Source organism: Paenibacillus vietnamensis (assembly GCF_020169515.1).
Taxonomy (GTDB): Bacteria; Bacillota; Bacilli; order Paenibacillales; family Paenibacillaceae; genus Pristimantibacillus; species Pristimantibacillus vietnamensis.
Window position 1 is genome coordinate 51196 of record NZ_JAHMHW010000019.1, and the last position, 14508, is coordinate 65703.

Genomic DNA, 14508 nt, shown 5'->3' on the forward strand with positions numbered 1-14508 from the left:
TGCTAACAGAAGGAGCGCGGAATATGATCAGAATAAAAGGCTTAACCAAACGGATTCCGGGAGGGCCGAAGGTGCTGGACGACATTTCCTTCGAGGCTTATCCCGGCGACTTTATCGCGATAAAGGGAGACAGCGGAAGCGGCAAGTCGATGCTGCTGAAATGTCTCGCCCTTCAGGAAAAATGGACCTCCGGCACTTACCAGTTTGAAGGCAAGGATGTGTTTAAGGAAGGCTTAAAGGGCAGATTCAAGCTCAAGCAACAGGTAGCCTACATAGAGGAAAAGCCGTTTTTGTTCCCGAACAAATCGGGATTGAAAAATGTCATCATCGGCTCCGTATCGCAGACGCCGGCCTGGCGCAGATGGACGGGGATGATGCGCAGCGACGATTATATGGGAGCTATGGATATGATCGAGAAGCGCGGCCTGATCGACAAAGCGCATCAAAAGGCCAGCACGCTGAGCGGCGGGGAGAAGCAGCGGATGGCGGTTGCAAGAGCGCTCGTCCACGGAGCCAAGGTGATCGCGGCCGACGAGCCGGTTGCAGGGCTGGACCCGCATACCGCCGATCAGGTTTTGAGCGATTTGAAAGCGCTGTGCAAGGAGCAAGGGGTTATCGTAATCGCAGTCATGCATCAGGGCGACTGGGCCGAGCGGTTTGCCGATCGAATACTCGGTCTGAACAAAGGGAAGCTCGTGCTGGACGTTCGAGGCAGACGTCTGACCGAGCGGGAGAAGTCGCTGCTGTGAACGAGGTCATAGAATTGCGCCCGATTCAAGAACAGGAGCTGGAATCTGCGATCGCGCTCGAGCAGCGCTGCTATCCGCCGGAGGCAGCCGCTGAACTTGCCGGCTTCGTTCACCGGTTTCGGAAGTACGGTCCGTTTTTCTGGAGCGCCTGGTCAGGTGAGCGTTTGATCGGCATCGCCAACGGGATTCGGACCGACCAAACGTCCTGCGGCGACGAAATGAAGGGCGAGCAAACGGACGACGGCAGCGGCAGCGGCTTTTGCGTGCTGACGGTGGCCGTTGATCCGGAATGGAGAGGCCGGGGGATCGGTGCCCGGCTTTTACGCATGCTCGTCAGCCAATGCGAGGCTTACGGCCTTGAAAGAATCATTTTGATGTGCGAGAAGCATTTGATTCCTTTTTATGAAGCGGAGAAATTCAGCCTGCACGGCGTATCGTCTTCCGCTCACGGTGGAATCGAATGGTATGAAATGAGCCGGAGTCTGCATAAGATGGAGCATCTGACCGAATAGGAAGGTGCCTTCGTCATGCCGTTTCAAGCACCCGTCGTCATCCAGACGACCAAAGCCGCTTTTCCGAAAGCGGAGCTGTACATGCCGCACGTAAGCGGAGGCCCCAGCAGCGCTGCGGACCGGACGATAAACGCGAAAATCCATGCAACCGTTCAGAAGCTCGTCAACAGTCAAGGCTCGCTTGAGGACCCGCGTGCGGAGATGCTTGGGCATTTTGAACAGAAGACCAACGAAAAGGATGTGCTCAGCCTATCGTTGTTCAACTACGCATACACCGGCGGCGCCCATGGGCTTACGCTCCAGGAATCGCTTACATTTAAGCAGTCGACGGGCCAAACCTATACGCTGGCCCAGCTCTTCAAGCCCGGCTCCGATTACGTGAAACGGATCAGCGCGATTGTCAGCGCCCAAATTGCGGCCAGAGCGATCGATACGCTGGAGCCTTTCAAGGAGATCCGCCCGGATCAGGATTTTTACGTTGCCGACCGCTCGCTCGTGATCTATTTTCAGCTGTATGAGCTTGCGGCTTATGTTTACGGGTTTCTATATTTCCCGATATCGGTCTACGAGCTGCAGGATATCGTGAACGAAGAAGGCCCGCTTGGCCCGATGCTTGTCAACGATTAAGGCTGCAGAACGCCGGCGTTATCCGGTTTAGCTTCCATCCGAGAGGATGCGGAGCTTATTTTTTTGACTTCTAATCGAAAAAGAAGCTTAACCGAATGGTGTTCGGACTCCTCGCGACACGATGGGAGTGCTTACAGGGGACGACATCAGCCGCTTAAACTTGTATGCGCCGGGAAATGGGATTCGGCAATTTAGGAAATATTCTAACAATTGCGAAAACATTTCCCGGGGAAGCGCAGAATGCAACACAAACCCGACCGATTCGACAATCGCACCGGGAGAAATCCGAAAACCTGTCGAAACTCCGCTTGTTTAAAGGCATTATCGATATAAAAAGCGGGGCCGCTTTGCCAACTTCTCCCTCGGGGGATTATAATGAAAAGATCAAATCGGTAGGGAGGCCTGAATCCGCAATGGCGCAGCAACTCGAGGCGGCACGCCTCTTATCCTTAAATGTCGGAAAGCCTGCGGCGCTGGCTCACGGCGCGAAAGAGATTTTTTCCGGTATTTACAAATACTCATCCGATACATCCCATACGCTAACGTTCACCGGACTGAGCGGGGACGGCCAAGGAGATACGGTTCATCACGGCGGTCCCGATAAGGCGGTTTGCGCTTATTTCGGCACTCGCTATCCTTATTGGCGGGAAATATTGAACTTGCCGTTCGAATACGGCGCTTTCGGCGAAAATTTTACGCTCTCGGACTGGACGGAGGACGACCTGTGCATCGGCGATATCGTGGAGGCGGGGGACGTGCTTTTGCAGGTCAGCCAGCCCCGTCAGCCTTGCTACAAGCTGGGTCTGCGCCACGGGCTGCCTGATTTGCCTGCCATGGTACAGAGCCGGGGCTATACCGGTTTTTATTTCCGCGTACTGAAGGAAGGCAGCATGACAGCCGGCACGAAGCTTCGGCTGAAGCAAAGGCATCCGGCGGGAAAAACGATTGCGGAGGCCAATCGGCTGATGTATATCGATAAAGAAGACATAGAAGGCTTGCGCTCGCTGCTGGAGGTCAAGGAACTGGCGCAAAGCTGGCAGGACCAGCTGGGCAGCCGGCTGCAGCGTCTGGAGCAGTAATACGAAGTTAGACCGAGGAGGCTTCACCTTTGAAAGTGCATACGGATTTTGATTCTTATTTGGCACAATACACGTTCGAAGCTCCCTGTGAGGTAGAACATAGAGAGAGCGGAATGAACAATACGACGCGTATGATCAAGTCGGGGAACGGCCGTTATGTGCTGCGGATCTATAACAACCATAAGGATGCGGACATCGCCAGGCTGGAGCATGAGGTGCTGGGGCAGCTGAGCCGGCAGGAGCTCCCGTTTCAGGTGCCGGTGCCCGTCCGGAACATGCTTGGAGAGACGGTCAGCATAGCGGAGGACGGCACGCTTTCTGCGCTGTTCCGTTACATTGAAGGCGAACGCCCCAGCGCCGGCAATCCGGCGCAACTATTATCGCTGGGCAGGGCGGCCGCGCAGCTTACTTCCGCTCTCAGCCGGATTTCGCCTGAAGGGAAGCCGCTTTACAGCCCGTATTACGAATTGGAAACCACGTATTCGGAGATGGACGAAGCGGCCTTTCTGAGCCTGTCCGATCGCACGGAGGAGCTGAAGGCGAGGCGTAAAGGCTTTGACCGGCTCCAAGCGGAGCGGAGAAAGCTGCTGGAGGAATGCGAAGCGCTATCCCGGCTGCCCAAGCAGTGGATCCACGGCGATCTCGTGCTTAACAATACGGTGGTCAGGGGCGACGAAATCGCAGGTGTGCTCGACTTTGAGTTCACCACCGTCGATGTCAGGCCGATGGAGCTTGCGGTCATCGCGGCCGATTTGATCAAAGCGGAGAACCCTTCCTTTGCAGAAAAGGTAAAAACGCTGCTCCGCGGCTATTTGCAATCGTTTCCATTGCCGGAAGAGGAGCTTGTCAGCCTGCCGTTGCTGATGAAGCTCAGATTTCTGGACGTCGCGCTCCACTTCGCGGTGCGTTTGCGGGACGGCCTTGACGGCACCGACGTTCTCTGCGGCATTATCGACTCATCCGACTACGGTTGTACCTGGATCAACGAACATTGGGAGGAGATGGAGCTATGAGCCTGGCAGCTTCGCTTGGTTACGGAGAAAAGGACCGGCTGCTTATTGTAAATGCGGACGATTACGGCTTATGCCATTCGACGAATACGGGGATCCAGCAGCTGCTGCTGGAAGGCGCGGTCAGCTCGGCGACGATTATGATGCCATGCGGCTGGGCGAGAGAGGCGGCGTTATGGAGCGCCAGCTATCCGCAGGCGGACGTAGGGATTCATTTGACCTTTACGAGCGAATGGGACAGCTATAAGTGGGGACCTGTCAATCGGAACGGCGTCACCTCATCATTAACGGATAAAGAAGGTTATTTCCCGAAAGACAGCGCCAGCTTCGAGCGTCAGGCCGACCCGGATCAGGTGAAAGAGGAAATGACCGCCCAAATCGAAATGGCTTTATCGCTCGGGATGAAGCCTACGCATGCGGATAACCATATGGGCAGCCTTTATGGGCTGGCTACCGGCCGCAACTTCCTGCCGCAGGTGCTCGAGGTATGCGCTAAATTCGGCCTGCCGTTCCGGCTGCCGCGTTACTTGCAGCAGGATAACGGGGTGGTGGCGCCTCCCGAGCTGGAGGAGCAGGCAAGGCAGCTTGCAAGCCTGGCAGACTCGATGGGCGTCGTTATCCTAGATTATTTGGCCGGCCTGCCGTTTTCGCTGCAGGCTGGCGAAACTTACGGCAGCCTGAAGGAAGAGATGAAGCGTCTGCTTCGGGGGCTTCGCCCGGGAGTGACGGAAATCATCATTCATCCTTCGCATGTCACCGAAGAGCTCCGTGCCTTCCACGGACAGCCGGAGAAGCGCGGCATGGAGCTGGAGCTGTTCCGCGACGAAGACATTCGCCGTACTTTGCAGGAGGAGAACATCCGCCTTATCCGCTGGGGCGAGCTGCAGAGGCTGCAGCATGGCCGCAGCGGTCATCCGAACTAACGAAAAAGGAGCTGCTCGTAAATGTCATTTGAAGCTGTCATGTCGCTTGCCGAGCAAGTGAAGGCCAATATCGGCAAGGTGATCGTAGGGAAGGAAGAGGTTGTCGATTTTTTGTTAATCGGGTTAATTACCTCCGGTCATGTGCTGCTGGAGGATGTTCCGGGAACGGGAAAGACGCTGCTTGCGAAATCGCTTGCCAAATCGGTTTCATTGTCGTTTAAGCGCATACAATTCACGCCGGATTTGCTGCCGTCGGATCTTAGCGGCATTCATTTTTATAATCAGAAGCTTGGCGAATTCGAATTTCGGGCCGGGCCTCTCTTTACGAATTTGCTGTTAGCCGACGAGATTAACCGTGCGACGCCGCGAACGCAATCGAGCCTCCTCGAGTGTATGGAGGAAAGGCAAATCAGCCTTGACGGCGAAACGAAGCAGCTTCAAAAACCGTTTATGGTTATCGCAACACAAAATCCGGTCGAGCACCAAGGCACCTTTCCTTTGCCCGAAGCTCAGCTTGACCGCTTCCTGTTCAAAATCAAAATGGGATATCCATCGACCGAAGAGGGGATGCTGCTGCTGAAGCGCTTTAAGGACAACGATCCGCTTGCCCGGCTTGAGCCGGTGGCCGGAATGAATGACATTCTAAAGGCACAGCAGGCTTATGCCGGGGTAAAGGTGACGGATGACGTCCTTCGTTATATGCTGCAAATCGTCGAACAAACGAGATTGTGTGAGGAGGTATCGGTTGGCGTAAGCCCGCGAGGCAGCCAGGCTCTGCTTCGTGCGTGTCAGGTCCACGCGATTTTGAGGGGCCGCGATTTCGTGACGCCGGACGATGTCAAGGCGATGGCGGTTCCTGTTCTTGCTCACCGGCTGGCGCTGCGCGGGATGGCGCGGAATACAGGCAGCGCCGACGGCATCATCGAGCAAATTGTGAACCGCACGGCCGTGCCTGCTGAAGCAGGCATGACCGTCGGTTAGGCGCCGCCGCGATGATTTTATTCTGGTTTATCGTCGCCGCAGCCGCCATCCTGCTGGCGCAGAGCAAGCTGTTTAAGAGCCGCGTGCTCCGCCAAATCGAGTACAGGCGTCATTTTCAGAGCAAAGCCTGCTTCCGCGGCGATCAGGTCGAGCTGGTCGAGAAAATATCGAATGCGAAGTGGCTGCCGGTTCCCTGGCTCCGAGTGGAATCGCAGCTGTCCTCCCATCTTCATTTTCAAAAGCAGGAAAACTTTCAGGTGAGCAGCGGACAGCTTTACCAGAATCATAAAAGTTTCTTCAGCTTGCCGCCTTACACGAAAATTACCCGCAAGCATAAAATTACATGCGCCAAAAGAGGCTGGTACCAGCTGCACACGGTTACGCTGACAGGCGGGGATCCGCTCGGCCTTACAAATGCGACAAAGCAGATCCCGCTCGAGAGCCGGATGCTCGTTTATCCGCGCCCGGCCGAGGTTCCGATAAGCGAGCTGCCGTATCACAGCTGGCAGGGCGACCGGTCCGTGCGGCGCTGGATTATTAACGACCCGTTCGTGATTGCGGGCGTTAGGGACTATCAGGCGGGAGACACGTACAAGCAGATCAATTGGAAGGCGACGGCCAAAACCGGGCGGATGCAGGTGCATCAGCATGATTTTACAGCGGACCGAAGGCTTATGATCTATTTGAATGTGGATGATGCTGAAGGGATGTGGCGCAGCGTAACGGACGAGGCGCTCATCGAGCACGGCATCGAATGGGCGGCAGGCGCAGCGGAAGCGGTTATCGGACAAGGGATGGATGTCGGCTTCGCCGCCAATATGCCACTCTCGGGCTCGCGTGAGAGCGTCCGGATCGAGCCGCGCGGCGGTCACGAGCAGCTGATCGGGCTGTTCGAATGTATGGCTATGCTTCAAATCGAGCGTACCGAGCTGTTTCACCAGCTGCTGCAGGCCGAGGCGGACAGCGGATTCCGCGAGCGGGACGTTCTCGTCATTTCGAGCTATTGGAACGACGCGCTGGAGAAGCAGGCCGAAAGGCTGCGCTGGAACGGGAATGCGGTGGCGGTATGGCTGCTTACGGACAAGGCGCGCCGGCATTTCTCCGGCAGGGAAGAGGCGGGCGCATGAGCCGCGTACGTTCGGAATCGCCGCTTATTCCTCTGCTAAAAGGGATGCTCGAAGTGTTTTATTTCTTGCCTGTTCTGCTTGCCGCTGCCGTCTATGTGCTGCCGACGTCGCAGGTATGGGCATGGATTGCCACCTTGCCGCTGTGTTACGGGGCGGCGGCGCTCATGATTGCAAAGTTAACGCAAATACGATTGATCGGACGGTACGCTCTAACTCTCGGTATCGGGGCCGTTCATGCGCTCCTGCTTTACGGCATGTGGTCATCGGACCAGAAGCTTTATTCTCTGATCATAACCTTTGGCATTGGAGCCTTAGCCGCCAGTAGGGGAGCTTCGATGGTTTTGCACGGCTGGACCATGTCGTTTCCGAATCTGGCTTTTCTGTCCGGCATTGCCTCCTACGCAGTCTTTCAGCCGCTAAAACTGTTTATGCTGCAAAAAGCGGCCGCTTATAACCCTTTATTGGTTATATGCGGGATTGCAGCTGTCGTCCTGTTTTTCTTCCTGGCGAATGAGAGGCATCTCGACAGCGAAACCGTGGACACGGCCGCAACGCCGGCTACCGCAGCCTTCAAACGGCAAAACCGTATCCTCGTGTTCATTCTTTCGGCCATCATGGTCGTCCTAGCCTTATTCCGGCAAATCCAGCAGGCTGTTGAAGGCTGGTTTCGTTCGCTGTTTGAGCGCCTGGCGGATTGGTTGAACCGGCCGCCGAAGGAGCCTCCCGTCCCGGAACAGCCGCCTGAGCAGGCGCCTCCCGTTATACCCGGCGCCGAGGAGACGGGGCCTCCTCCGGAGTGGATGACGGTACTGGAGCAGCTGTTGAAAGTCGCCGCCATCGTCTTGTTAGCTGCCGGAGCTGTATTCTTGCTGACGATCCTCCTTCGCAAGCTGTATGGAGCGGCAAAAAAGCTTATGGCAAGGCTGCTCGAAAGAGAGGCGGACCGGAAGGAAAACGATGCCGGTTACACGGATGAGATCGAACATTTTATGTCGTTAACTAAGCTCGGCAAGCAGATACGCGGACAATTAAAAAGTCTGCTGCCGCAAAAGTCCGGCCGGGATAAGGGCTGGAAGGAGCTTGCGAGCGATGCGGACAAAATCAGGTTCATTTACGCCCGTTTGCTGAGGAAACAGGCTGAAAGAGGGCACGGCGCGCCTGCCAATCATACACCGCGCGAAGTCGGGCAGCGGCTTGCCGATGCCGGTAGCGGCGGGGGAGACAAACAAACGATTGAAACGTTTATTGGCGTATACGAACGCGTACGCTACGGCGAGAAACAACCGGGCTCCGGACAGGCGGAGCAATTCAAGAATCAGCTGCTCGGGGATAAACCCGGCGCCAACGGCTGACGCCGGCCTTTTGAAGCAAAAAAGACATAGCGGCTCATGTTGGAGGCCACTGAAAAAGTTCGCCATTTAGTAAAAGGTACAGTTCTTCAAGAAAATTGAAGAGGCTGTACCTTTTTACCGTTTAATGGAGTCATCACGAAAAGCGGGTGAGAGCGGATGATTCGGCAACAACAAACTTTTGTTTTGAGTCCTTATGCGGCACTGTATGACATCGTCGTTCCGAAGGACAATATGCTCCGTCAAATCAACGAACTGGTAGACTTCAATTTCATTTATGAAGAACTAGAGGCGAAATATTGTTTGGACAATGGACGTAACGCCATTGATCCCATTCGCATGTTTAAATATTTGCTGCTGAAAACGATCTTTGAATTGTCGGACGTAGACATTGTCGAACGCTCTAAGTACGACATGTCGTTCAAATACTTCCTCGGCATGGCTCCGGAGGATCCCGTTATCAACCCGAGCTCCCTGACAAAATTCCGCAAACTGCGGTTGAAAGATATGAATTTATTGGACATGCTCATTGGTAAGACGGTGGCTCTTGCTATCGAGCAGAATATTCTGAAGAGCAACTCCATCATCGTTGACGCTACGCATACGAAAGCGCGCTACAATCAGAAGTCACCGCAAGAAATCCTGCAAGATCGTGCGCGGAAATTGCGTAAAGCCGTGTATACCATGGATGAGTCGGCTAAATCCAAGATGCCAGCCAAGAACACTACCGATGTACTCGAAGACGAAATCGAGTATTGCCAAAAACTCGTCGCCGCATGCAGATCAAGACCGTCATTGGAGATACAGCTTACTCCGAAAAGGATAATATTTCATACACGAAGAGTAATGAGATTGAACTTGTAGCGAAACTCAATCCACTCATTACGCAAGGTAACCGTAAGAAGGAAGATGAATTTCTGTTCAACAAGGATGCAGGCATGTACGTTTGCCCAGCTGGTCATATGGCCATCCGTAAAGCTCGGCAAGGCAAGAAAGGTGTCGGTACAAACCAAAAAAACACATACTTTTTTGAAGTGGAGCAATGCAAGCGTTGTCCACTCAAGGAAGGTTGCTACAAAGAAGGTGCTAAAAGCAAGACTTATTCCGTTTCGATTAAATCCGAAGAACACTCGGAACAGATAGCATTCCAAGAGACAGAATATTTCAAGGAAAAGTCCAGGGAACGTTACAAAATTGAAGCAAAGAACAGTGAACTCAAACATGGACACGGGTATGATGTAGCCACATCCTCGGGTTTGCTTGGCATGCAATTGCAAGGCGCAATGACGATATTCGCTGTAAATCTAAAACGGATATTGAAGCTAACGGATTAATAAATCCGAAAATCTCATTTGTGTAGGGTTTAAAAAAGAAGACATCCGTCCCAAAAATGGGAAATGGATGTCTTCTTTTTGTAATTGGTGCATGCCAATTAAGGAAAATCGTAAGTTCTTCAGCGGCCTCCTCATGTTGCCGTCATGTCTTTTTTTTGCGTCAGATGCGCCGCGATTTTATGCCCGTGATAACGGCCGGATTCGATGAAGATTTCATTCGCCTCGTGACGCGAAGCGACGACTCCTGCCAAATAGACGCCCGGCACGTTCGTCTCCATCGTATCCTCGTTGAACGTCGGATAACCTTCTGCTTCTATCGTAACGCCCGTTTCGGCCAGAAAATTCCGGTCGGGATGAAAGCCGGTCAGCGCCAGCACAAAATCGTTGGCGATTTGCTGCTCCCCTTTAGGGCCGTGTACAGTAATGTCGTCGTTTCCGATATGTGTGACGGTCGAGCGAAACAGCATCGAGATTACCCCTTTGGCGACCTTGCTTTCAAAGCCCGGCCTCACCCAAGGTTTGATGCTGGAGGAATAATGATCCCCGCGGTATACAACGGTAACCTCGGCACCGACCCGCTCGAGCTCGAGAGCCGCATCGATCGCCGAATTGCTGCCGCCGATGATAGCCACCTTCATTCCGGCATACGGATGGGCCTCGCGGAAAAAATGGCTGACCTTGGCCAGCTGCTCGCCGGAAATGCCGAGCTCGTTCGGATGGTCGAAATAGCCTGTAGCGATGACGACATATCGGGTATAGAACGAGCATGGCTGTCCAAACCGGTCCTCTCCCTCCAGAAGAAAACCTCCGCTCTGCTTGACGATGCGGGTAATCGCCGTGTAAGGCCGGATGCGAAGCTGATGGCGCTGCGCTGCCGTCCGGTAATAATTTAATGCTTCAAGCCGAGAAGGCTTGTCGTTCGCCGTCGTAAACGGAATCCCTCCGATTTCTAACAATTCCGGAGTGCTGAAAAAATGCATGTATGTCGGATACTGCGAAATGGAATGGACGAGATTTCTTTTTTCAATGACGAGCGGCCGCAGTCCGATCCGCTGCAGCTCGATGGCGGCGGCCAGGCCGCAGGGGCCCGCGCCGATAATGATCGCTTCCTCTACATGCACGAAATAGTTCCCTCCCAAGCGGCAATTTGAGTAGTATTATGGATAATAAGTTCTCGCTCATTTTACTGCGTGAAACAATGAGATGCAAATTTGGATTTTTGACTCTCTTGTTCAACCAAAGGAATATTGTATAATAATGTGGAATCGTTTTTTACAATCTAGTAACCTACATTCCAACGAGGAGGAGATAGATCGCATGCGGAGACGTTTTGTCATCGAAGCGGTAATGGTAGCAACGTACGGTCATCTTCTCGTACCCAGCCGTCCTATCGACTATGTCGTGCCTTATTCGTCTATAGCTGAGCTTTACGAGATGAGAGACGGGGCCGATCCGGTCATGGACGACCCTGAAGACGACGTGCACGTGAAAATGAAAATAAACGAACTGATTACCTTTTTTGAAGATTCTCTTAACCGCAAAAAAATCGAAAAAGCAATGCAGGTTCCATGGAGGGCAAGCTCGCCGCTTCTGTTGAACGACAAAATCCAGTTTACGGTCATCCACGCCGTCGATAACGCCCATTACGGAGAGCTGTTCGATCCGATCGAAACGGAGCTGCTTCTGACCGGGCTCAAGCTAGGGGTACCGCTGCTGTCCGATCAGTTTGAATTTCAGGATAAGCTGATCGAAGCGGAGGTTCCCGTTCAAGTGTACGACATCGAGGACTTTGAATTCGCGGTGGAGGAAGGCATTTCGGCGAGCGAATTGGCTTTGTACGACGAGCAGGACCGGTTCTGATAACCGTCAAATACAAAGAGGACGGGCTGATCGGCGGATAAACGCCGCTTGGGCTCGTCCTCTTTTGTTGTCGATAGCGGCGGCAGCCGTTATTCCTTGGTGCGGTCAATCGCTTGCGCCATCGTTTTATCCGTCAAATGCGCGTAAATTTGCGTCGTTTCGGGCGATGCATGCCCCAGCTGCTCCTGTGTCTTGTAAATATCATTGCGCAAATAATAGTCAGTAGCGAACGAGTGCCGGAGCTTATGGACGGAAAGGTAAGGCTTTCCGAACCGCTTGGCATATTTGATCACCATCTCCTGAATGGCGCGCTTCGTCATGCGGGAGCCCTCGCTCTTGCCGTTCGCAAGCGCAAGAAACAGCGCTTTCTCCCGTTTAGGCGCTTTATAGCGAACCTCTCGCAGCGTTAGATACGCCTGCAAATCCTCCACCGCTTCCTGCCGGAAGTAGACGGGCGTCTTAAAGGCGTCGTCGTTTTTCCCTTTACGGAACACATAAGACAGCCTCTTCTTCAAATCGATATCTTCTACGTTCAAATTCACCAGCTCCGAAACGCGCAGGCCGGAATGCAAAATAAAGCTGATAATGCATGCGTCCCGAATCCGGTTCAGCTCGTATGCGTAAAGCGCCTGCTTATTGACTCCGATTTCCGCGCCGTAATCCTGCTTGACGTAGTTTAAAAACTCCGTTATTTCTTCCTCCTGCAGCAGCTTGCCTTCCAGCTTGGCAGCCGTGTCCTTCGGTTTATGCGTCCTTTTAATGGTCACCTTGGCCATCACGTTCCGTTTCAAGAGCGGGTAAAACTGCTCGTCCTCCGCAATCTGGCTCAAATAGTGAAATAAGGAGCGAAGGGAGGAAAGCTTGCGGGAAATCGTCGTCTTGCTGTTCCGTTCTTCCTTGTACGTCGACAAAAACATCCGGAAGCCGTCGATGCTGTCCATATGAAGCCGTTCAAGCTCGAGCAGCGTCACATCTTTTACCGAGGACGCTTCCGACAGCCCTTCGGCCATCAGCCATTTCAGAAACGTGTCGTAGTCGCGTATGTATTCGAGAAGGGATGAGGGCGATAAATCCGGAAGCTTGAAATTAATGAATTTCTCGATGTACCAAGGCATGCCTGGAAGCCGTTTCTCCAGCTCTTGACGGTCTTTTTCTTTTAAAAGGTTTATAGCGTTTCACCTCGCTTGTTCTGCGGTATACGGCTCATTTCTTTATTGTAGCAAGTTCCCTTTTCAGCCTCAACGGCAAGCGGTTATTTCGGGCGGAGAATTCACATTTACGGGGAAATGTAAATTAGTAAATGTATGTAATTCCTGTATCCCGGTTACATTTCGATAGTAACTGTGCTAAACTCGAACAGACCGGTCAACAGGTTACCAAACTTATACCAATTTGCGAAGGATCGTGCACGCGCAATTGTAAAAAGGGAGGTTCATTGATTAAATGAACGTAAAGGTACTACAACATAGCATGACCGTATTACTCGTTTTTTTGCTGGTGTTCGCGGTGCCGTTTGAAGCTGTACAGGCCGCTCCGCCGGCAACGCTGAAGCTGGGCAGCAAAGGCGCCGATGTGCCTGATTTGCAATACCGCCTGAAGACGCTCGGTTATTTCAGCGACGACCTGACGGATTATTTCGGGACAAAAACGCTGGAATCGCTCACCCGCTTCCAGAAAGACCACGGCCTCGAGGCCGACGGCGTCGCGGGAGAAAAAACGTGGACGGAGCTCAAAAAGGTGTCCGTCAGCCAAGCCGAGCTGAACATGCTTGCCAGAATTATCTACGCCGAATCGCGTGGAGAGCCGTATGAGGGACAGGTTGCGGTAGGCGCTGTCGTCTTGAACCGGGTCGAGTCATCCAGCTTCCCGGATACGATTAAAGGCGTAATCGAGCAGCCGAGAGCTTTTACGGCGGTCGATGACGGGCAGTACAAGCTGAAGCCGAATGAAACGGCTTACCAGGCTGCCATGGAAGCTGTACGAGGAATCGATCCGACGAACGGAGCGCTGTACTACTTCAATCCGGAAACGGCTACGTCGAAATGGATTTGGTCGCGCAAGCAGACATTGAAAATCGGAAGGCATGTTTTTGCCGTGTAATAATGGAAAGCGTTTCTTATCAAGGTGCCCGGCACTTTGGATTAGGAAGCGCCTTTTTTATTTATATATAAGGTGATACAATAGGGTATAGAAATTAAGTTACTTATTTTTTCGGAGGTGCTATCATCGTGAAAGTTGAAATATGGTCGGATTATGTTTGTCCGTTTTGTTATATAGGCAAAAGAAAATTTGAGCTCGCGCTTGAGAAATTCGCTCACAAGGATCAAATTGAGACGGTATTCCGCAGCTTCGAGCTCGATCCGGGTGCAGACGCGAATGCGGGAAGAAGCACATACAGCATGCTGGCGTCCAAATACGGAATGAGCCTTGAGCAGGCGAAGCAAACGACCGCAGGTGTGGCACAGCAGGCCGCGGCCGTCGGGCTTGATTTTCAATTTGAAGGAATGGTCGAGACGAACACGTTCGATTCGCATCGGCTGGTTCAATTCGCAGCCGTTCAGGGCAAGGGAAAACAAATGTCGGAACGTTTATTCAAGGCCTATTTCACGGAAGTCGTGAACATTGGCGAAAGGTCGCGTCTAACCGGACTTGCAGCCGAGGTTGGCCTGGATGAGAAGGCAGTGACGGAAATGCTGAATTCCGGCGATTATTCGGAGGTTGTCAGAGCCGAAGAAGAAGAAGGCAGCCGGCTTGGCATCAGAGGCGTGCCGTTTTACGTCATCGACCGCAAATATGCGGTATCCGGCGCACAGGCCTCCGAGGTGTTTCTCGACACGCTGAACAAGGCTTGGGAAGAAAAGCATCCGTCCTTGATCCGTGTGAACGAAGGCGATCCAGGCGCCGTGTGCTCCGACGGCGTATGCGCTCCGGATGCGAACCAGCCGAAATGACGGCTT

At 53.2% G+C, this 14508-nt stretch carries 14 protein-coding genes and 1 pseudogene; 13 read left to right on the top strand and 2 right to left on the bottom strand.

Translation table 11 applies throughout. The annotated features are described in order from the left end of the window. Positions 1-23 precede the first annotated feature (23 nt). The 10 genes and pseudogenes from KP806_RS23455 to KP806_RS23500 all read left to right on the top strand — a co-directional run bounded on the left by KP806_RS23455 (position 24) and on the right by KP806_RS23500 (position 9691). Positions 24-749: a phosphonate ABC transporter ATP-binding protein gene (locus KP806_RS23455; protein WP_224726185.1), complete on the top strand. Its 726-nt coding sequence runs from the start codon at positions 24-26 to the stop codon at positions 747-749. Then, positions 746-1261, top strand: coding sequence for a GNAT family N-acetyltransferase (locus tag KP806_RS23460; protein ID WP_224726186.1), 516 nt, complete (start codon positions 746-748; stop codon positions 1259-1261). The genes KP806_RS23455 and KP806_RS23460 overlap by 4 nt, the downstream gene beginning before the upstream one ends. Before the next feature lie 15 nt (positions 1262-1276). Then, on the top strand, positions 1277-1888 hold the full coding sequence (locus KP806_RS23465; RefSeq protein WP_224726187.1) for a DUF3298 and DUF4163 domain-containing protein: 612 nt from the start codon (positions 1277-1279) through the stop codon (positions 1886-1888). Between the two features lie 413 nt (positions 1889-2301). Then, positions 2302-2967 carry an MOSC domain-containing protein gene (locus tag KP806_RS23470; protein WP_224726188.1) on the top strand — a complete coding sequence of 222 codons (666 nt, stop codon included), beginning with the start codon at positions 2302-2304 and terminating at the stop codon, positions 2965-2967. 35 nt (positions 2968-3002) lie between these two features. Further along, entirely contained in the window at positions 3003-3980 is a 978-nt protein-coding gene (locus tag KP806_RS23475; protein ID WP_224726220.1) for a phosphotransferase, read from the top strand. Beyond that, on the top strand, positions 3977-4900 hold the full coding sequence (locus KP806_RS23480; RefSeq protein WP_224726189.1) for a polysaccharide deacetylase family protein: 924 nt from the start codon (positions 3977-3979) through the stop codon (positions 4898-4900). The genes KP806_RS23475 and KP806_RS23480 overlap by 4 nt, the downstream gene beginning before the upstream one ends. A 21-nt stretch (positions 4901-4921) precedes the next feature. Next, on the top strand, positions 4922-5881 hold the full coding sequence (locus KP806_RS23485) for an AAA family ATPase (protein WP_224726190.1): 960 nt from the start codon (positions 4922-4924) through the stop codon (positions 5879-5881). An 11-nt stretch (positions 5882-5892) separates the two neighbouring features. Beyond that, positions 5893-7008, top strand: a complete 1116-nt coding sequence (locus KP806_RS23490; RefSeq protein WP_224726191.1) for a DUF58 domain-containing protein — start codon at positions 5893-5895, stop codon at positions 7006-7008. Continuing rightward, a complete protein-coding gene (locus KP806_RS23495; protein WP_224726192.1) occupies positions 7005-8360 on the top strand; it encodes a DUF4129 domain-containing protein in 1356 nt (451 codons plus the stop codon). Before KP806_RS23490 ends, KP806_RS23495 begins: the two co-directional genes overlap by 4 nt. Before the next feature lie 156 nt (positions 8361-8516). After that, positions 8517-9691: pseudogene (locus KP806_RS23500) on the top strand (transposase). Between the two features lie 131 nt (positions 9692-9822). Here the strand turns inward: KP806_RS23500 and KP806_RS23505 are convergent. Then, positions 9823-10812 carry a YpdA family putative bacillithiol disulfide reductase gene (locus KP806_RS23505; RefSeq protein WP_224726193.1) on the bottom strand — a complete coding sequence of 330 codons (990 nt, stop codon included), beginning with the start codon at positions 10810-10812 and terminating at the stop codon, positions 9823-9825. 196 nt (positions 10813-11008) lie between these two features. Between KP806_RS23505 and KP806_RS23510 the strand changes: the two genes are divergently transcribed. Further along, entirely contained in the window at positions 11009-11551 is a 543-nt protein-coding gene (locus KP806_RS23510) for an ADP-heptose synthase (protein ID WP_224726194.1), read from the top strand. Between the two features lie 89 nt (positions 11552-11640). Here the strand turns inward: KP806_RS23510 and xerS are convergent, their stop codons facing one another. Beyond that, positions 11641-12720 (bottom strand): tyrosine recombinase XerS, encoded by a 1080-nt coding sequence (gene xerS, locus KP806_RS23515; RefSeq protein ID WP_224726221.1) that lies wholly within the window; start codon positions 12718-12720, stop codon positions 11641-11643. 274 nt (positions 12721-12994) lie between these two features. On the opposite strand from xerS, the gene sleB reads away from it, so the two are divergent. Beyond that, the gene (sleB, locus tag KP806_RS23520; protein ID WP_224726195.1) at positions 12995-13651 is read left to right on the top strand and encodes a spore cortex-lytic enzyme; all 657 of its coding nucleotides are present in this window, start codon (positions 12995-12997) and stop codon (positions 13649-13651) included. A gap of 128 nt (positions 13652-13779) precedes the next feature. Continuing rightward, entirely contained in the window at positions 13780-14502 is a 723-nt protein-coding gene (locus tag KP806_RS23525; RefSeq protein WP_224726196.1) for a DsbA family oxidoreductase, read from the top strand. Positions 14503-14508: the final 6 nt, after the last annotated feature.